Genomic DNA, 19308 nt, shown 5'->3' on the forward strand with positions numbered 1-19308 from the left:
GTGTCCAGCCCCACGCATCCCGACCCGCGCCCGCAGCCGCCCGAAGCGCCGCTGCCCAGCGATTGCTGTGACAGCGGCTGCGCCGTCTGCGTGCACGACACCTACAACGAAGAGCTCCAGTACTACCGCGAGCAGCTCAAGGCGTGGCGGGCGCGGCATCCGGGCGAAGACTGATCGCGCCGTACCGGCTTCAATCGAGCCAACGCAGCGCCGGAATGCGCGGCCGCAGCCAGCGGTCGAAGACGTACACGACGATCATCGACACCGCGAGCAGGGGCAACAGCAATGCCATCGCGAGGATCAGGCCGAGCAGCACGCGTGTCGGTGCAGGGCGCGCGGTCCGTGGCGCGCCGAGACGTCCGGCGGGTCTCCGGCGCCACCACATCACCAAGCCGCTGATCGCCAGACCCACGACACCGATGCACGCGGCCAGCATCACGAGCTGGTTGGCGCGGCCGAAGTAGTTGCCCATGTGCAGCTGCACGCCCAGCTCGATCGCCTGCGCCACGCGGCCGTAGTCGGCGAAGCCGGCACTGACCAGTAGCGCGCCGTCGCGATCGAAGTGATAGGTGATCTGCCCCTGCGGACGATCCGGATACGTGTAGGCCATCAGCGCGCCGCGCGTGTCGGCGGGCAGGAACACGCGCAGATCGTCCTGCGTGCCGGCCGCGCGCACATGCGCGATCGCGCGCTCCAGCCCACCTGGCGTCCATGCGCGCGCCGCGCCGGCCTGCGGGCCCGGTGCGCCGTGATGGCCGTGATGCGCGTCCGGCGAGACCGGTGGCAGAGGCGCCTGCTGCAGCGTCCACGGCACGTCGTTGAAGTCGCTGCCGACCGTCGGCGCATCGACCGCGGCGTAACGCCGATACACCGGCGGATAGCCTTCGCCGATCAGTTCCGCGCCGCCGCGGATCCAGCCGCCCCAGAATGCCGCCCACGGGAGACCGGTGAAGATCAGGAACAGCACCAGCAGCGCGACCCACAGACCGACCGCGGTGTGCAGCGACTTCCAGAATGCGCGTCCGCGCTGCCGCAGGTCCGGCAGCAATGCACGCCATGCGCGGCGGCCATCGCGTGGCCAGGCCAGATACAGCCCGGACACGATCAGCAGCACGGCCCAGCACGCGGCGAGCTCCATCACGTAGCGGCCGAAGGTGCCGAGCATCAGCGAACCGTGCAGCCGGTCCGCGATGCCGACCAGCGTGCGCGCCGGCACGAGCGTACCCAGCAGCGTGCCGCTGCCGGGATCGACGAATGCGACGCGCGTGTCGCCCTCGGCCGTCGCCATATGCACGCGCGCGCTGCGCGTGTGATCGCTGGGCACATCGATGCGCGTCGCGGTCGCGTCGTCGACGGCCGTTTCGGCGGTGTCGATCATCTGTGCCAGCGCGACACGCTCCGACCACGGCGCCGGTGCGAAGCGGAGTTGCGGATAGAGCGCGTCGTCGAGTTCGTCGTTGAACAGATACACCGCCCCGGTCATCGCGAGGATGACCAGGAACGGTGCGACGAACAGGCCGGCGTACAGATGCCAGCGCCAGAACAGCCGGTAGCGATCGCTTGCATCTGCAGACTTCGGAAGACGGGCCATCGTCAGAACCGCGTGCGCAGTGTCATCTCGACGCTGCGCGGCGCGCCGAGATAGACGTGGGTGGCCGGATAGCCGGAGTACTCGCCGTAGAGCGCGTCGCCGACATTGCGCACGCGCAGCGCCAGTGAGGCGCGGCGCCAGTCGTAACTCGCCCAGGCATCGAACGTGGTGCGGCCGCGGACATGGATCGTGTTCGCGGTGTCGGTGTAGAAGCCGCCGACGTGCTGGCCGCTGGCGCCGATCGACACGGGCACGCGCGCGAACCGGTAGGTGCCTGCGAGCGTCGCGGTGCCATTGTGCACGTTGCTCGGACGGTTGCCACGACGATCCACGCCACCGGCTTCGATCAGTTCATCGAAACGCGCGCGTCCCCACGTGGCTGATGCGTCCAGTCGTAGGCCGCGCGTGGCCTGCAGATCCGCCGACAGTTCCAGCCCCTGCGACGACTGGCGTCCGCCCTGCACGCTGATCGACGGATTCGCCGGATCGCGGGTCAGGATGTCGTCGCGCTCGATCCTGTACGCGGCCGCGGTCAGCGACAGGCGCTCGTTCCAGGCATCGGCCTTGATGCCGATCTCGGCGGACGTCGCGTCGGTGAGATCGAAGATGCCCGACGCGGTCTGGATCGTGAGCAGGCTCGACACCGGGCTGGCCGCGGTGGAGAACTGGCCGTAGAGCTGCACGTCGTCGCGCAGATCGAACACGCTGCCCACGCGCCACGACAGCGGCGAATAACGCGGCGAGAAAGCAGTCGTCGCACCGGTGATGCGGTTGTCGATGCTGCGCTCGAGATCGATCCGCTCGTAACGCAGGCCGCCGACCAGCAGCCAGCGTGGCGTGAGATTGAATGCGTTCTCGACGAATACCGCGCGCGTGCGCAGATCGGTGCGGAACAATTGATCGCTGGTGTACACCGGCGAATCCGCACCGGGAAACACGCCCACATCCGGATCGACCGGCGTGACCGGCGTCGTGCTGCCGCTCTGGCGCGGATTGACGAAATCGGTGCCGTTGAGCTCGACGCCTGCGGTGAACCGGTTGCGACGCCCCGCGAACGGCCCGTCATGGGACAGCGCCATACGCTCGTTCCAGAACCGGTGATCGTGGAACACACGTTGCGCGCCACGCGCGTACAGGCCGGTGCCGCGGTCGTAGAGCCAGTCGTCGGAATAGACGAAGTCGCGATCCGCCCGGTACCAGGCCAGATCGTTGCGCAGTTGCCATTCGGGCGAGAGATCGATCGCCACGTTCCAGCGCAGCAGATCGCTGCGTGCGCCGGTGTACGCGCCGATCGGGTTGTAGTTGACGTGGCGCGTGGCCGCGTCGATCACCAGTCCGTTCGCACTGCGCACCACACGCGACGGTGCGATGGCGTCCTCGATTGCCACCATCGGCGAGCCCTGGTAGGTGCCGGTGCTGTCGTCCTCGGCGTGTTGCCAGGACAGCAGCATCGACAGCGCGTCGTGTGGCGTCCACGCAAGGCTGGTCGACAGCGTCGACATCTCGACCCGGTTGTGTGCGATGTCGTAGAGGCTGTCGGAGCGCAGGCCACTGGCATCGAATCGCAGCGCCAGCGTGTCCGACAGCGGCTGGTTGATGCCGAACCCCGCGCGGCGGGTATCGAAGCTGCCGACGCCGAACATGGCGTCGATCACCTGCGCGTCCGTGTCCGGCCGACGTGAGACCAGATTGATCGCGCCGCCCATCGCGCCCTCGCCGTAGAGCACCGACGCCGGTCCGCGCAGCACTTCGACGCGCTCCAGTCCCCAGGTGTCGACATCGCGGGTGACGAAGGTGGACGCGCCGATGCGCACGCCGTCGTGCAGCACCGAGATCGTGTTGCCGCTGAAGCCGCGCAACGTCACCACCGCCGGATTGCCGGGCACGTTGCCGACCATCGCGCCATCGGCCAGTTGGAAGACTTCGCGGGTGGTGCGCGCGCCCTTGCGGGCGATCGCCTCGCGGTCGATCACCTGCAGTGATGCAGGGGTTTCGCGTTGCGAGAGGCCGAGCCGGCTGCCGGTCTCCTGCGGCGCGTCGCGCGTGCGCAGGCGCTGGCCTTGCACCTGCAGGGTGTCGAGCGTGGTCGCCCGCTGTGTGGCGTCCGTCGACGACTGGGCGGAAGCCGGCGCCGCCACTGTGGCGGCGATCAGGCTGGCGAGCAGGGAGATCGCGGGCGTTGTACGGAACAGGGTGTCGGCCGGCGCAGGCCGGGTGATTGCGGAACGGAACATGTGGGCATCCAGTGCGGGTGCGGCGCGGTATGGACACGCGCGCACGGGCGAGACCACGCACGCGCGGTCATCGCAGGAAAAATGGCGACCGGAGCGGTCGCCGCAGCTCAGCTCAGGCCGCGAGTGGCGGGCCGCGTGAGCCGAGTCCGCAGGGATGGCGTTCGACCCGCCGGAACGCATGCACGACGCGCGCGCACTGCGGGACGTGCAGCAGGCGCGCGATCGCGCACCACAACACCGCCAGCAGTGCGGTGGCGAGCAGCGGGCAGTAGCCGCAGTCCTGCATGTCGACATGCGCCGACGGCGCCGGGCGCGGCGCATCGTCGAGCAGGCTGTGGGGATCGACGATGCTGATCAGCTTCTCGCTGCCCATCGTGCACATCTCCATCAGGATCATGCGCGGCGCGCCGTCGTGCGCATGCGCGATGCGTCCGATCGACGGCAGCAGCGCGAGCAGCAGCACGGCCGTCAGCGACAGCCAGGCGAATGCATGCTGGAACCGGCGGCCCGCGATCATCGGAGCAGTCTATTCGCGCATGCACGCATTGGGACAACGATGCGCACGCTGCAGGCCGCGACCGATCGTCGCACCTGCGCAGGACGAAAGCCGCGAAGCAGGTCGCGTGGATCGAGACGTGGCACGCCGCTCGATCCTGGCGAGCGGCGTTACAGGAACCTGCGTATCGAGGCAGCACGTTGGCGCGCCGCGAGACAGGCTCAGAGGGACTCCGAGACCCGTTTGCCGTCGTGCTCGTACTCGAAGGTCGTGCCTGCAGGCGCGCCGATCCGCTTCAGCTCTGATCGCAGCAGAGCCAGGCCGCGCGGAAGGTCGAAAAGCTCGATATCGATGCCGACCCATTCGATCGTAGGTTCGCCATCCGACCCGGGCGGGCCGACCTGGCTGCCACCGCCAGTCACTTCGCCCAGACCATCCTGTTGCAGAGCGGTATGGATCGGGTCTTCATATTTCTCTCCGCGCGCGACCGGCCAGATCGACTCCGGAATCATGACGAACACGAAGGTCGACGCATCGCCTTCGTATTTTCCGGAAGCGGAACACCCGACCGACAGGATCAGGGTGATGCCGAACAGTCCCAGCGCGACCACCCGCCATACACGTTTCAAGAAGCGCTCCTTGCGTATCACATTCCTGTGCGTCTCCACCCCGGATCCGCAAGCGCTGGATTCTCACGCGCGGATCAAGCCTCTGTCCACCGCGGCCGCGACAGAATCTCCAGTGCGAAACGACGGAGTCCGATGGGCGCATCCGCCCGTCAGAACGCCGGAATCACCGCGTCGCGGTACTTCGTCTGGATGAAGCTGCGGACTTCTTCGCCGGTCAGTGCGGTAATCAGCTTCTGCACGCGCGGGTCGTCCTTCTTGTCGGGGCGCCCGACGAGGAAGTTCACGTACGGCGAATCCTTGCCTTCGATCGCCAGCGCGTCCTTGCCGGGATCGAGACCGGCATCGAGCGCGTAGTTGGTGTTGATCAGCGCGAGGTCCACCTGGTCGAGCACGCGGGGCAGCATCGCGGCGTCGAGTTCGCGGAACTTGAGGTGCTTCGGGTTCGCGGTGATATCGCGCAGCGTGGCCAGCGCGTCGTCTGGATCCTTGAGCGTGATCACGCCACTGTGGTGCAGCAGGATCAGCGCCCGGCTGTTGTTGCTCGGGTCGTTGGGGATCACCACGTCGGCGCCGTCCGGCACCGCGTCCAGCGAGGTGTAGCGGCGCGAGTAGGCGCCGAAGGGTTCGATGTGCACGCCGACGAGCGTCGTCAGATCGGTGCCGCGATCGCGGTTGTACGCGTCGAGGTAGGGCTCGGTCTGGAAGTAGTTGACGTCGATCTGGCCCTGCACGACCTGGTCGTTGGGCTGCACGTAGTCGTTGAAGATGCGCACCTGCAGATCGATGCCGTCCTTGGCCAGCAACGGCTTCACCACTTCGAGAATCTCGGCGTGCGGCACTGCGGTCGCGGCGATCGTCAGGCGTTCGCCATCCGCGCCGGATCCGGCACCGCCGCAACCGGCGAGGGCGGACAGCAGCAGGGCGGCAGTGGCGAGTCGGGGCAGCAGGGCCATGTCGGATCCGGTCGAGCGAGGGGCCGACCAGTATCGGGATCTGCGCGTGGGGATCGAGTGCGGGGGTGGAAATCAGTGTGTGGTGTGGCGGCCGCCCACGCTGGGGCGTGACGTTCGCAAGGTTCCCGTCATTCCGGCGAAAGCCGGAATCCAGCGGCGTGTGCATTTCGCTGGGAGGCCCGAAGACACTGGATTCCGGCTTTCGCCGGAATGACGTGATGGGGGATGGGAGGCGACCGAGGCCACTACCGCCGCGTGAACCGCGCCACCAGCCGGTCGCCGACCATCTGCAGTACCTGCACCATCACCAGCAGCGCGACGACGGTGACCACCGCGACATCGGTGCGCGAGCGCAGATAGCCGTCGCGATACGCCAGGTCGCCCAGACCACCTGACCCGATCGCACCGCCCATCGCAGTGAAACCGATCAGCGCGATCGTCGTCACCGTGGCGCCGGCGATCAGGCCGGGCAGCGCTTCGGGCAGCAGCACGCGGGTGACCAGCTGCCGCGTGGTTGCGCCCATCGCGAGGCTTGCTTCGACCACGCCCCGGTCGATCTCGCGCAATGCGGTTTCGACCAGCCGCGCGTAGAACGGCGCGGCGCCGACGACGAGCGGCAGGATCGCGCCGCGCACGCCGAGCGAAGTGCCCATGGCTTTGAGCGTGATCGGAATCAGCACGATCATCAGGATGATGAAGGGCACCGAGCGCAGCAGGTTCACCACCAGCGACAGCCCGCCGTACAGCACTGGGCGCGCGTGCAGCTGGCGTGGACCGGTGAGATAGAGCAGCACGCCGAGCGGCAGGCCGATCAATAGCGTCAGCGGCAGCGAGCCGGCCAGCATCAGCAGCGTGTCGACCGTGGCCTGGCCGATCTCGACCCACTTGCCGGCATCGACGTTGGGCAGCAGCGGTGTGGTCATCGCGGCAACTCCTGCACGTGCACACCGGCCTCGGCGAAGCTGCGCGCGGCGGCGTCGAAGCGGTCGCCGGTCACCGCCAACGTCAACTGGCCGTAGGGCAGACGTTTGATGCGGTCGATGCGGCCCGACAGGATCGTGTAGTCGATGCCGGTCTCGCGCGCGACGCGCCCGAGCAACGGTTGCCAGGTCGCATCGCCGGTGAAGGTCAGGCGCAGCAGGCGGCCTTCGACATGCGCGATGTCGTCGTGCTGCGCGTCCTCGTCGACGTCCTCGGATTCGGCGACGAAGCGCCGCGTCGTCGGATGCTGCGGATGCAGGAACACGTCGGCCACCGGGCCGCTCTCGACCAGATGCCCGGCATCGAGCACCGCGACGCGGTCGCAGACCCGGCGCACGACGTCCATCTCGTGGGTGATCAGCACGATGGTCAGCCCGAGTTCGCGGTTGATGCCGTCGAGCAGCTGCAGCACCGAGGCGGTGGTCTGTGGATCGAGCGCGCTGGTCGCCTCGTCGCAGAGCAGGATCTTCGGCTCGGTCGCGAGTGCACGCGCCACGCCGACACGCTGCTTCTGGCCGCCCGAGAGCTGGGCCGGATACTTGTCGCGATGCGCTTCGAGTCCGACGCGCACCAGCAGCGCTTGTGCGCGCGCGTGCGCCTGCGTCTTCGACACGCCGGCCAGACGCAGCGGAAACGCGATGTTGTCGATGACGGTCTTGGCCGACAGCAGATTGAAGTGCTGGAAGATCATGCCCACGCGCCGGCGCAAGCCGCGCAGGCCATCGCCGTCGAGCGTATCCAGGCGCTGGCCATCGACGGTCAGGCGGCCGCCGCTCGGCGTTTCCAGTCCGTTGATCAGCCGCAGCAGCGTGGATTTGCCCGCGCCCGAATGGCCGACGATGCCGAACACCTCGCCGGCCTCGATCGTGAGATCGAGCGGATGCAGGGCGACGGCCTCGCGCCCGGCGGCGGAAAACGACTTGTGGATGCCTTCGAAACGGATCACGGCGACGGGGCTGGCGGGCGGCCGGGCAGCCTAGCAGGGCGACGTGTCCGCAGCGTTCCGGTCGCAAGGTTTCAGCATCCCGGCAGCGGCGTTCCGGGCGCGTGGGGGCGTCGTCGGGAGCGGGGCGGTATCATCGCGGGCCCGGGTCTCCACCGATCGCACAGGACTTACGCACGTGGCCGTGAATCAGGAACAGCTGGACAGGATCAAGTCGGGTCAGGGCTTCATCGCCGCCCTCGACCAGAGCGGCGGCAGCACGCCCAAGGCGCTCAAGCTCTACGGCATCGAGGAAACCGAGTACGCGAACGACGCGGAAATGTTCGGCCTCGTCCACGCGATGCGCACCCGCATCGTCACCAGCCCCGCCTTCAGCGGCGAGCGCGTGTTCGGCGCCATCCTGTTCGAGCGCACGCTCGACGATGCGTTCGAAGGCCAGGGCGCCGCGGAATACCTGTGGCAGACCAAGGGCGTCGTGCCGTTCCTGAAGATCGACAAGGGTCTGGAAGACGAGGCGAATGGCGTGCAGCTGCTCAAGCCGATCCCGGGCCTGTCGGACCTGCTCGCGCGCGCCAAGGCCAAGGGCGTGTTCGGCACCAAGGAACGCTCGGTCATCAAGCAGAACAACGCCGCCGGCATCGCCGCGGTGCTCGACCAGCAGTTCGAACTCGGCCAGCAGGTGCTCGACGCCGGCCTGGTGCCGATCATCGAACCGGAAGTCGACATCAACGCCGCCGACAAGGCCGACATCGAGACGACGCTGAAGCAGGGCCTGCTCGAGCGCCTCGACAAGGTGGCGCCGTCGACGCCGGTGATCCTCAAGCTCACGCTGCCGGAGGTCGACGGTTTCTTCCAAGAGCTGGTCGAGCACCCGAGCGTGCTGAAGGTCGTCGCGCTGTCGGGCGGTTACGCACGCGACGATGCGAATGCGCGTCTGGCGAAGAACCCCGGCGTCGTCGCCAGCTTCAGCCGCGCGCTGACCGAAGGCCTGAGCGCGAAGCAGAGCGACGAGGACTTCAACGCGTCGCTCGACAAGGCGATCGAGTCGATCTACCGCGCTTCGGTTGCCTGATCCGTCGAAGCGGGTGTCGCATGAAGGCCGGCGCATCTGCGTCGGCCTTTTTGCGTTGTCGGGAGCGCACGACGTGAGGCCTTCCATTCCATCCGCCCACACGCGCTTGATCAGTGCCGCGTGAAGCGGGCGGCGCGGCCGCGTGAACACTTCCGCCCCGGATGTTAGGAAGCGGTTTGTTCGGACGCGTGCGTTCGCGACAACCCCGACGAGCAGATAAACACCGTCGGCACGAAGCCACCGATTACACCCTGGCTTGCGCGATGCGGTCATACGGTTCGATCCACCGAGGCAGACGCCTGGAGGATCATCCGATGTCACAGCCGACATTCGTCACCCATTACATGGTGCGCCGACCGAAGGCCGGCAATTCCGAATCTTCGCGTCCGCGCGAGGCCCGTATCGGGCGCGGTGCGCGCGATGGAGCCGACCTGCATGCACAGGCGCCTTCGCGGCTTCGCTACCCCTCTGCGATCCGTCGCGCGAGCTGACGCATCGGGGGTAGGCGGCGTGCTGTAGGACCTGTACGTCCAAGTGAGGTGTGCCGATCGTGGTGCGTAGCGGCCAGTCGTCTGTGCAGAGCGCCACGTCGCGCACAGGCGGTGGCACCGACGCTTGCTATGGTGCCGGCTCCCTCGTCGCCACACGGACTGTCCGATGAAAGCCGCCCTTGCCCTGTTCGCCCTGCTCCCGGGTCTCGCATTCGCACAGGCGCGCGAGGCGCGCCCCGGCCCGCCCGCACAGCCGCCGGGCTGGTCGCTCGGTGTGGCCGTTGCCGCGGCCGACAGTCCGTACGTGGGCGAAGGCGCGCGCGTGCTGCCGTTCCCCACCTTCGCCTACGAGGGCGAGCGTCTGTTCCTGCGCGGCATTGCCGGCGGTGTCCATCTCGTCGACACCGGTGCGCTCCAGCTCGACGGCCTGGTGTCCGCGCGTCTCGATGGCTTCGACATCGACGATCTCAGCGCGTCCGGTCTCGCCGGCAACGGCCTCGACGCGCGTCTGCTCGATGACCGCGACCACGGTCTCGACGCCGGCATCGGCGCGTCGTGGTCCGGTACGTTCGGCCGCGTGCGCGTGCATGCGCTGGCCGATGTCACCGACACCAGCGGCGGTCACGAATTCGGCGTGGAATACACCTACATGCTGCGCTCGGGTGCGTGGACCATCCTGCCCAGCGCGGGCGTGCGCTGGATGTCGGAAGACCTGACCGGCTACTACTTCGGCACGCTGGATTCGGAAGTCGCGCGCGGCGTCGTCCGCTACACGCCGGGCTCGGCCGTCGTGCCGTCGGTCAGCGTCGCTGCGACGCGTCCGCTGGGCGAGCGCTGGAGTTTCATCGGTGGTGTCAGCTACCGCGTGTTGCCGGACGAACTCACCGACAGCCCGCTGCTCGAACGCGATGCGAACGGCATCCCCTCGCTGTTCGGTGGGGTCAGCTACCGCTTCTGAAATCAGGGAGCACCGACGCCGTGCCGTCGTGCGCTGAAAAGATGCATGGGAGGTGGCAGCTTCGACCTCGATGCGCCGGGATACGCCGCGGTACACGTCGCTTGGGCACCTGACTGCGCGATCGCTTCGCTGCGTTCGACATGCGCTCAGCATGAATGCCCGGGCCACGCGCGCGCTTCACGATCCCGCGATTAGCGTCCGCGCATTGGCTGCATGGCGTAGAGGAGGCCAGTCATGTCCGAGCAGACACTTGCGACGAAGACGTCCGGTCTTCGAGATTTATACCCGTACCCGCCGCTACCGCCACCGCAGCCCGGACATGTCTGGCAGCCGCGGGAACTGAAAGACGAATGCTTTCCCGCGCCTGGGCAGCACCTCGTCGGTTGAAACATGCACCGCCTCGGCCATGCCTGAGGCCGATGCTCAGCCGCGCGTCTTCTCGACGAACGCCTCGAACACCGCCAGCGTTTCCGGGCTCACGTGATGTTCGATGCCTTCGGCATCGCGACGCGCGATGTCGGGCGGTACGCCGAGTGCGACGAGGAAGGATTCGACGGTCTGGTGCCGCGCGCGACTGGCGCGGGCGAGGGTTTCGCCGGCGTCGGTGAGGAACGCGCCGCGATACGGTTTCTGCAGCACCAGCCCGTCGCGCACCAGACGCTGCAGCGTGCGGGCAACGGTGGGCTGGGCAACGCCGAGACGTTCGGCGATGTCGACCTGGCGCGCGCGGCCCGTCGTGGCCAGCAGGTCGGAAATCAGTTCGACGTAGTCCTCCACCAGTTCGGCGCGTCGCGCTTCGCGTACCTGGCGAAAGTTCTCCACGTGCACCTGCGCATCGGGCAGGCCGGCGTCGCGTGCGGCCTGGGCGGCGGCGGTCTTTCGAGCGGTCATGGCAGAGGCCCCGAGGACACCAGGCGTAGTGTCGCCGATCGCGTGGCGCGGCTCAGCGCTTCGGACCGCGCCACGCGCGCACCGCCGCGTAGAGGATGCCCAGGCTCACGCCCAAGCCGATCCACTGCCACAGCGTCAGCTCGCTCATGCCGCGCCGTCCGCCTGCGTGGGCAACTGCGCGACCTGCGCCGGGCGTCCGCGCGAATCGAGCGCGATCATCACGAAGCGGCCGCGCGTGCACAGTTCACGGTCGCCGCTGAGCAGATCCTCAGCGATCAGTTCCACTTCCACCTGCATCGACGTGCGGCCCACTTCGACCACGCGCGCAATCGTCTCGACCAGCTGGCCCTGCTTGATCGGCAGCTTGAAATCGACCTGTTCCGAGCGCGCCGTCACCACCGTGCGGCGCGAGTAGCGCGACGCGGCGATGAAGGCGGCCTTGTCCATCCACGCCAGCGCGGTGCCGCCGAACAGCGTGCCCAGATGGTTGGTGTGATCGGGGAACACGATCTCCAGCATGCGGGCTTCGGTCTTGGGCGTGTCGGCCAGCGGCGCCATCAAGACGCGTCCGCCGTGGCGAGATGCAGCCCCACGGCCTGCGCAATCTGTCCGGGTGCCTGGAAGCCCGGCAGGCGCGCCGCCTCGGCGCCGTCCTTGAACAGCGCGAGCGTCGGCGTCTGGCGCAGGCCGAGATCGCGGAAGAAGTCCTCGCCGATCACTTCCATCTTCACCTTCAGCAGCGCGACGCCGGCGGCGTCCTCGCTTGCGGCGAATTTCGCCAGCGACATGTCGAGCATCTTGCAGCCCGGACAATCGTCCTTGTAGTAATCGACGAGCAGGCGCGGATGCGCGGCCAGTGCTGCGGCGTAATCGTCAGGGGTGGAGGCGTGGAGCGTCTGCATGGGGCGTGTTCTCGATGTTCTCGAACGGTGTTTCAGTGATGGCAAGAATGGTGTCGGTCCAGCATTGGATCTTGTTGGCGTCGTGTGCGCCGTGGGGCATCTGCTCGATCTCCAGCCGCGGGTACCGCGTGCCGAAGAACGCGGCCATGCGCCGGGCCGCGCCGCAGTAATGCTCCTCGCCCCACTGCGTCTCGCCGGTGCCGAATACCGCGACATGTGCCGGCTTGCCGACCGCGGCGACGAGGTCCTCGATGAAACGCTTCATCTCCGGCGGCGTGCGCCCGGCGTTGATGCTCCAGCTGCCGAGCACGTAGAGATCATGTTCGGCGCCCTCGGGGCAGGCCTTGGCCAGCGTCTGGATGTCCGCATCGATCCAGGTGACGGCATGCCCCATCTCCTCGCACCGCGCGCAGATCGCACGCGCGACATCGCGGGTGTTGCCGCTGAGCGATGTGTGGGCGAGGAGGATGCGCATAACAAGTCTAAGGCTAAGTAGTCAGTAGTTATTCAAGACGATCGCTTAGGCCTCTTCCTTATCGCCAGTCATCCGCTCATAAGGGCGTGCAGCCGCGTAGGCCTTGAATAGGCTGTCTTTAAAACGGTAGTACCTGTCGCGAGTCCTCTCGAGGACGCCGCCATACTTATCATTTGCAAGTTGTCCTACATAGACCGAGATAGCGCTGGGATCAATGCTGAGCTCTTTCGCTATGTCGGAGTAAAGGTTCGTGGTGTAAACCTCTTCGGTGTCGACATCTGCAAACTTCTTAAGAATGTGTTCGCGAATGTAGCTGTGGCCCACGGCCTTCTTGTAAGCGGCTTCTTGAATTGGCGCCGAGCCCTTGAAGGCAATGTCTGATAGGGCTTCTCTCGCAATAGACTCCGTCACCACATCCGTCTTCTGGGCGATCGCGCGGAGTAATGCGTGCTTGCCGATTAGGTGAACGTAGAAGGGGTGGCCTCGCGCCACGCGCGTAATCCAAGTGATTGACGACAAATCAAAAGAGTACTTGTTGTCGAGGGCATTCATTGCTCTCGATATGATCTCTGCAAGTTCGTTGTCATCCATTGGCGGCACTAAGATCGTGCCGTCGGCAAACTGGCGGGCTACTGATTCATGGTCAGCAATCAGTTCACGCACATCTGAGGCAACGCCCACGAGCGCGAACGTAACTTTCTCGGGGCCCAGCGCCTTGAGTATTGAAGCGAAGCCAGATTTATCAGCTATGCGGTCGAACTCATCCACGACGATAAGCACGCCATCTTTCGCGACCCCACTGGCTACGATCTGTCGGCACGCGCTTACAAAGGTTGAGGTGACATCAGACTCAACTTCGGTCTGCCTTTCCGTAATCGAACCTGAGGCCCCAGCTGACAGCTCCACAACCTTGATGCCAAGTTTTCCGCCAGTCTGTCCCGCGATCGTCTTCTCTGTGACTTTGAAGGGGATCCAAGGGGCAAGTGCTTGGTCGTCGGTGAGGAGTCGCAAGCAAAGCTTTCCCACATTTGTAATGCTGTCGTCACAAGTGACGTAGAGAGGCAGGAAGTCGAAACGCTTGTGCGGTTTGGTCTCCAAGCGTGAAAGCGCGGCGGCGTCATTAACGGATAGCTGAGTGAGGACTCGGGAAAGAGAAGATTTTCCTATCCCCCTCTGCCCATACAGGATGATCTGTGCTCCCTCGGCTTGAAGAGCTGCGGCTAGAGAATCTAATGCCGCAGACCTTCCAGCAAATCGATCTAGGTCTTGCACTTCCTTTGCTGGGGTAAAAGCGTTATGCGGAGTCACTTCGCTCATGATCAATTCCTTTTGAGCACTCTCAAATGGTGGGTCAAACAATTCATGACCTGGCGATGATCAAAGATCATCAAACCCGTTATCCGAATTCGTCTTCTTGTAAGACGCGTTCCGCATCTCGAAGAAGTCGGTCTTGGTCTCGGTGAAGTTGTCGGCGTAGGCCTTGATCCACGGCATCACGTTGTCGGTGGTGTCGGAATACAGCTTCTCGATGCCGAGCATGCCGGCCATCTTGTTGGCGCGGTACTTCACGTAGCGGACCATTTCGTCGACGTCGATGCCGTCGATGCCGTCGAGCACCTCACTCGTCCAGCGGGTTTCCAGTTCGATCGCGTGTTCGAACGCGTCGTGCACGTACTGGGTGAGCTGGTCGCCCTGCAGGGTCTGGTTCTCGCCGACGATGGCGCGGATCAGCTCGCTGATGAACTTGCTGTGCGCCAGTTCGTCGCGGTTGATGAAGCTGATGATCTTGCCGGTGCCGGTCATCCGGTTCTGGCGGACCAGGTTGTAGAAGTACGCGAAGCCGGAATAGAAGTTGATGCCTTCGAGGATCGACGACTGCACCAGCGAGCGGATCAGCGTTTCGGCCGAGCGCTCGCGCATGAAATCGTTGTACGAATCCATGATCGGCTGGTTGCGCGCGATGATCGTGGGATGCGTGCGCGCGAGTTCGAACACGCGGTTCTGGTCGGCGAGACCGGCGATCGAGGCCAGCACATAGCTGTAGCTCTCGTTGTGGATCACTTCCTGCTGGCCGATGATCGCGGCGTTGGCGTGCGCGGCCGGGTCGGTGATGTATTCGGCGACGTTGTAGATGTAGCGCGTCTGCGGCGAATCCAGCGTGGCCAGCAGGCCGATGATCGAATCGTAGGCGTTCTTCTCGCGCGCCGAGAGCTCGCCGTACTGCTTGGCGTCGCCCTTCATGTCGACTTCGTCCGGAATCCAGAAGTTGGTCGAGAGTTCCTTGTAGGCGCGATAGAACGACGGATACGGAATGTCGTTCCAGTTGAGGATGCCGCTGGTCTGGCCGTTGATGATGCCGGTCGAGCGGTTGGGGTGACGCGGCTCGAGGATCTTGATGCGGTCGAGCGGGGTAGCAGTGGCGGCCATGGATGTCTGTCTCGGAATTCGGTCTTGAGCCCCTCTCCTGTGGGAGAGGGGTTGGGGTGAGGGCGGGGCTTTTTGCGTGCTGCGTAAGAGCGCCCTCATCCGGCCCTTCGGGCCACCTTCCCCCAGAGGGGGAAGGGTTCAATCAAAGCGAAGCGCGAATGCGCTTAGCTACTGCACCATTCGCACTCGGCGATATCGATATCGTTCGAACGCACGTAGTACGTGGTCTTCATGCCGAGATTCCACGCGGTCATGTGCAGGTCGAGCAACGTGCGGGCGGGGATGGTGCTGGGTACGTAGAAGTTGAAGCTGATCGCCTGGTCGACGTGGCGCTGGCGACGCGCGTTCTGGCGCACGGACGCGAACTGGTCGACCTTGTAGGCGCCCTTCTCGTAGTAGGGCCAGGTCTCGAGCGACAGGCCCGGAGCGGCGACCGGACGACGGTAGTCCTTCTTCTCCTCGTAATAGAACGCGGAGTAGATCGGATCGATCGACGCGGTGGAGCCGGCGATCTGCGCGGTGGACATGTTCGGGGCGACCGCCATCAGCCAGCCGTTGCGCATGCCGTTGACGCCGACCTGCGCGGCCAGATCCATCCACTCGGGCGAGTTGTAGCTGCGGTCGCTGAAGTACGCGCCGGTGTGCCAGTCGCTGCCGGCGAACACCGGGTAGGCGCCCTTTTCCTTCGCGAGTTCCATGCTGGCCTGCACGGTCAGGAAGTTGATGCGCTCATACAGCGAATCGCTGAAGTCCTCGGCCTGCGCGTCGTTCCACTGGATGCCCTTCTGCGCCAGCAGGTGATGCCAGCCGAAGGTGCCCAGACCGATCGCGCGGTACTTCTGGTTGGTGATCGTGGCCTGCGGCACGGGCAGCATGTTGAGATCGATCACGTTGTCGAGCATGCGCACCTGGATCGGGATCAGGCGCTCGAGCACGTCGGTGATCAGATCGCTCTGGCCGGCCTGCGGCATGACAGCGCGGCCCAGGTTCACCGACGACAGGTTGCAGACGACGAAGTCGCCGGCCTGCTTGGTGGTGACGATCTGATTGCCGGAGATGATCTCCTGCATCATCTTCGTCGGGCTCATGTTCTGCAGGATCTCGGTGCAGAGATTCGACGAGTACACGCGGCCGACGTGCTTGTTCGGGTTCTTCCGGTTCACTTCGTCGCGGTAGAACATGAAGGGGTTGCCGGTCTCGAGCTGGCTCACCATCACGCGCTTGAAGATGTCGATCGCCTTGACGGTCTTGCGCGAGATGCGCTCGTCGGCCACGACTTCCTCGTACTTGCGGCGGAAGCTGCCGTTCGGATCACCCTTCTTCTCGTCGAAGAAGTCCTGCAGGTGCCAGCCCTTGATCTTGTGGACCTCGTGCGGGTCGAACAGGTACCAGTCGCCGCGACGCTCGACGGCTTCCATGAAGATGTCGGGGATGCAGATCGAGGTGAACACGTCGTGCGCGCGCAAGCGCTGGTCGCCGTTGTTGAGGCGCAGGTCGAGGAAGTTCTCGATGTCGCGGTGCCAGATGTCGAGGTAGACCGCGACCGCGCCCTTGCGCTGGCCCAGCTGGTCCACCGACACAGCGGTGTTGTTGAGCTGCTTGATCCACGGCACCACGCCGCCGGAGGAATTGGGCACGCCGCGGATCGCCGAACCGCTGGAGCGCACGTAGCCCATGTACGCGCCCACGCCGCCGCCGCCCTTGGAGACGCGGGCGATGTCGGTATTGGAGTCGTAGATGCCCTGCAGCGAATCGTCGACGGTGTCGATGAAGCACGACGACAGCTGGCCGCCGACCTTGCCGGCGTTCTGCAGCGTGGGCGTGGCCACGGTCATGTACAGGTTCGACAGCGCCCAGTAGGCCTCGCCGACGAGCTGCATGCGACGCTCGCGGCCGCCCTTGGTCTCGTTCTGCATCAGGTACAGGGCGATGGTCAGCCAGCGCTCCTGCGGCAGCTCGAACACGGCGCGCGAGGTATCGGTGGCGAGGTAGCGCGTGGCCAGCAGGTACAGGCCGTTGTAGGCGAACAGCTTGTCGCGCTCGGGCTCGATCATGCGGCCGGCTTCCTGCAGCTCTTCCTTGGAATAGGCGCGCAGGATGTCGTTCGAGTAGATGTTGCGATCGGCCAGCGATTCCTGCAGGCCGACGTAGGAGCCGTACTTCTGCTCGGCGTCGTAGAAGCGGTTGCGGCTGGCGCGCTTGTACAGGCGGTGCAGGTACAGGCGGGCGGCGAAGAATTCCCACTCCGGCGCGGTGACGTCGACGCGGGCTTCGGCCTCGCGGATCAGATGGTCGACCAGGTCGTCGGCGTTGACCGCGTCCTTGCGCTCGACGAAGCCGAACACGCTGCGCTTGTAGTCGGCGATCTCGAGCTGCGGGAACTCGGCATGCGTGCGATCGATGCTGCGCTCCAGGCGCGCGCGGTCGTACGGAATGCGGCGGTTGCCGGCTTCCTTGGTGATCCAGTTGGAGACGCCGGCCTCGGCGTCGAAGACTTCTGCAATTGCGGTGTTCATGGCGGCACTCGGGGGTGGCGGCACCACGTCGTCGGGTTCGACGGCGGGCGGCGCAACGGAAATGGGGGATGTGGCAGGTGCGGTGGCGGTGTCCGGTGTGGCGTCTGCGGCGGCGGCCGGGGTCTCGGTCGCGACGGTCTCGTGGCTGGTCATGCGTCCTCTCTTTGTCCAGTGCATTCGCGCACACGACCGGCCCACCCACGTCGGGTCCGGCGGCCTTGGAGGGTTCCGAGGGTGATCGGGCGGCGTCGCAGGGATCGCGATCGGGCGCACAGCGCCATCGCCCCCACTCCGCAAACCCGCCCCCCACGGGACGTCCGCAGCCGGCACCGCGCGTTGTGCTGTCCACGCGGCTGTCGGCAGGTCTTCGGACTCATGGGCACGAAGGCGGCGCCTTCTCCTCCCCCGCCGCTTCCCGGATCGCTCCAGTGCTGATGGCGGGTTCGTTCCCAATTACCGCTGCGGGGCAGTGCCGGAGTGGCGCGAGGCGTCACCGGCTTCCCGTTTTAATCCACAGCCCTTGGGGGGCGCGGAACCGACGGGACCCAAGATAGTGGGGTGGGTCGGCAGCGTCAACGCTAAATGTAGTGAAGATGCGGCAGGCCGCGTCGTGGCGGGAATCGTCGTTCGTCAAGCCCTTCGTGCAGGCCCTGCGATGCAGATCGGGGTGCGGAGGGCAAGCCCTCCGGGATGATTGTCTTGATCCTTCCCCCTTTGGGGGAAGGTGCCAGAAGGGCGGATGAGGGGGCTCCTGAACGTCCCTGTAGGGCCCCGGCCCTCACCCGACGCGCTTCGCGCGCCGACCTCTCCCAAAGGGAGAGGTGCTCACGGCCTGCCTGCCCAGGCGCCACCTCGTCAAAACCTCGAATCCCGCCACACAACCTGCACGATTTCCGGCGCACGCTGCGCCGAGCGCGGCCAGTCCGGCCGGCACATCCGGAGGTGCCCCATGTCCGTCATCCGCCGCAGCGCGCTGGCCGCTGCCACGCTGTCGCTGTCCGCCCTGTTCGCGCCGTCGCTGGTCGCCGCGCAGGACCCCGCGCCCGGGCTGGGCGATCTGCAGGGTCTCGCCGACCGCACCGCGTCACGCACGCTGGGCGCGCGCGGGTACGTCCGGCAGTCGGGGTCCGGCGACTACGGCAGCTGGTGGAACGCGCGCGACCGGCGCTGCGTGATGGTGCGCAGCGACGGCGGGCGCATCGCCTCGGTGGTCACGACCCCGGCGCCCGATTGCGGCCAGCAGGCCGGGGCCGCGCCGCGCGAGGGCATGAGCGACGGCGCCAAGGCGGCCGTGGCCGCGGCGGCGATTCTCGGCATCGCCGCGCTCGCGCACCGGTCGCATCACCACGACGACGGCGACCACGACGACGATCCCCGCCGCGAGGCCGATTACGAACGCGGTTACCGCGACGGCCTGCACGGCTACCGCGCCGATTCCGACCGTGGCGCCTACAGCGACGGCTACGGCGCCGGCCTGCGCGAACGTTCGGCGCAGGTGCCGTGGCAGTCCGGCAGGTCGAGCGGCATGCGTTCGGGCAGGCTGGATGATCTGGTGGGCGCGCGCGGGGCAGGCGCGGAGACCGAACTGCTGGCGCGCGGCTATGTCGATCGCAACGCGCGGCAGTCCAACGGACGGCCCACGGTGACCTGGTGGAACGCGGACACGCGCGATTGCGTGGATGTCGTCACCTACGACGGCCGTGTCGAATCGATCCGACCGGTGGACGCCGCCCGCTGCCGCTGACGCGG

General features: G+C 66.2%; 18 protein-coding genes and 1 riboswitch. Of the genes, 4 read left to right on the forward strand and 14 right to left on the reverse strand.

Translation table 11 applies throughout. The features are described 5' to 3' along the window. Entirely contained in the window at positions 1-174 is a 174-nt protein-coding gene (locus V3391_RS13670) for an oxidoreductase-like domain-containing protein (protein WP_425497262.1), read from the forward strand. A 16-nt stretch (positions 175-190) separates the two neighbouring features. Here V3391_RS13670 and V3391_RS13675 read toward each other — a convergent pair whose 3' ends face one another. From V3391_RS13675 to V3391_RS13705, 7 genes are all read right to left on the reverse strand, one after another. After that, positions 191-1591 carry a PepSY-associated TM helix domain-containing protein gene (locus tag V3391_RS13675; RefSeq protein ID WP_332078994.1) on the reverse strand — a complete coding sequence of 467 codons (1401 nt, stop codon included), beginning with the start codon at positions 1589-1591 and terminating at the stop codon, positions 191-193. Between the two features lie 2 nt (positions 1592-1593). Then, positions 1594-3825: a TonB-dependent receptor gene (locus V3391_RS13680; RefSeq protein WP_332078996.1), complete on the reverse strand. Its 2232-nt coding sequence runs from the start codon at positions 3823-3825 to the stop codon at positions 1594-1596. Positions 3826-3937: 112 nt separating this feature from the next. Then, entirely contained in the window at positions 3938-4342 is a 405-nt protein-coding gene (locus tag V3391_RS13685) for a DUF2946 family protein (protein ID WP_332078997.1), read from the reverse strand. Positions 4343-4542: 200 nt separating this feature from the next. Then, positions 4543-4950, reverse strand: a complete 408-nt coding sequence (locus V3391_RS13690) for a hypothetical protein (protein WP_332078998.1) — start codon at positions 4948-4950, stop codon at positions 4543-4545. 149 nt (positions 4951-5099) lie between these two features. Beyond that, positions 5100-5903, reverse strand: coding sequence for a MetQ/NlpA family ABC transporter substrate-binding protein (locus V3391_RS13695; RefSeq protein ID WP_332078999.1), 804 nt, complete (start codon positions 5901-5903; stop codon positions 5100-5102). Between the two features lie 245 nt (positions 5904-6148). After that, positions 6149-6826 carry a methionine ABC transporter permease gene (locus V3391_RS13700; RefSeq protein ID WP_332079000.1) on the reverse strand — a complete coding sequence of 226 codons (678 nt, stop codon included), beginning with the start codon at positions 6824-6826 and terminating at the stop codon, positions 6149-6151. Continuing rightward, on the reverse strand, positions 6823-7830 hold the full coding sequence (locus V3391_RS13705; protein WP_332079001.1) for a methionine ABC transporter ATP-binding protein: 1008 nt from the start codon (positions 7828-7830) through the stop codon (positions 6823-6825). The genes V3391_RS13700 and V3391_RS13705 overlap by 4 nt, the downstream gene beginning before the upstream one ends. A 175-nt stretch (positions 7831-8005) precedes the next feature. Here V3391_RS13705 and V3391_RS13710 point away from each other — a divergent pair, with 175 nt between their 5' ends. Together V3391_RS13710 and V3391_RS13715 are read left to right on the forward strand one after the other, a co-directional pair. Continuing rightward, entirely contained in the window at positions 8006-8899 is an 894-nt protein-coding gene (locus V3391_RS13710; RefSeq protein WP_332079003.1) for a fructose bisphosphate aldolase, read from the forward strand. Positions 8900-9556: 657 nt separating this feature from the next. Beyond that, complete coding sequence (locus tag V3391_RS13715) at positions 9557-10348, forward strand: MipA/OmpV family protein (RefSeq protein ID WP_332079004.1); 792 nt, start codon at positions 9557-9559, stop codon at positions 10346-10348. A gap of 423 nt (positions 10349-10771) precedes the next feature. On the opposite strand, the gene mntR is transcribed toward V3391_RS13715, so the two are convergent. The 7 genes from mntR to V3391_RS13750 form a co-directional block, all read right to left on the reverse strand. Then, positions 10772-11239: a manganese-binding transcriptional regulator MntR gene (gene mntR / locus V3391_RS13720; protein WP_332079005.1), complete on the reverse strand. Its 468-nt coding sequence runs from the start codon at positions 11237-11239 to the stop codon at positions 10772-10774. 144 nt (positions 11240-11383) lie between these two features. Continuing rightward, on the reverse strand, positions 11384-11797 hold the full coding sequence (locus tag V3391_RS13725) for an acyl-CoA thioesterase (protein ID WP_332079006.1): 414 nt from the start codon (positions 11795-11797) through the stop codon (positions 11384-11386). After that, positions 11797-12141, reverse strand: a complete 345-nt coding sequence (locus V3391_RS13730) for a thioredoxin family protein (RefSeq protein WP_332079007.1) — start codon at positions 12139-12141, stop codon at positions 11797-11799. Before V3391_RS13730 ends, V3391_RS13725 begins: the two co-directional genes overlap by 1 nt. Further along, on the reverse strand, positions 12113-12616 hold the full coding sequence (locus V3391_RS13735) for a flavodoxin (protein WP_332079008.1): 504 nt from the start codon (positions 12614-12616) through the stop codon (positions 12113-12115). Before V3391_RS13735 ends, V3391_RS13730 begins: the two co-directional genes overlap by 29 nt. A 45-nt stretch (positions 12617-12661) precedes the next feature. Continuing rightward, a complete protein-coding gene (locus tag V3391_RS13740; RefSeq protein ID WP_332079009.1) occupies positions 12662-13933 on the reverse strand; it encodes an nSTAND1 domain-containing NTPase in 1272 nt (423 codons plus the stop codon). 60 nt (positions 13934-13993) lie between these two features. Continuing rightward, positions 13994-15043: a ribonucleotide-diphosphate reductase subunit beta gene (locus V3391_RS13745; protein ID WP_332079010.1), complete on the reverse strand. Its 1050-nt coding sequence runs from the start codon at positions 15041-15043 to the stop codon at positions 13994-13996. A gap of 164 nt (positions 15044-15207) precedes the next feature. Continuing rightward, positions 15208-17712: a ribonucleoside-diphosphate reductase subunit alpha gene (locus tag V3391_RS13750; RefSeq protein WP_332079011.1), complete on the reverse strand. Its 2505-nt coding sequence runs from the start codon at positions 17710-17712 to the stop codon at positions 15208-15210. Between the two features lie 188 nt (positions 17713-17900). Then, positions 17901-18114, reverse strand: a riboswitch (cobalamin riboswitch). Between the two features lie 394 nt (positions 18115-18508). Here V3391_RS13750 and V3391_RS13755 point away from each other — a divergent pair. After that, positions 18509-19303, forward strand: coding sequence for a hypothetical protein (locus V3391_RS13755; RefSeq protein WP_332079012.1), 795 nt, complete (start codon positions 18509-18511; stop codon positions 19301-19303). Positions 19304-19308 lie beyond the last annotated feature (5 nt).

It is taken from the genome of Luteimonas flava, from assembly GCF_036584485.1.
Lineage (GTDB): Bacteria > Pseudomonadota > Gammaproteobacteria > Xanthomonadales > Xanthomonadaceae > Luteimonas > Luteimonas flava.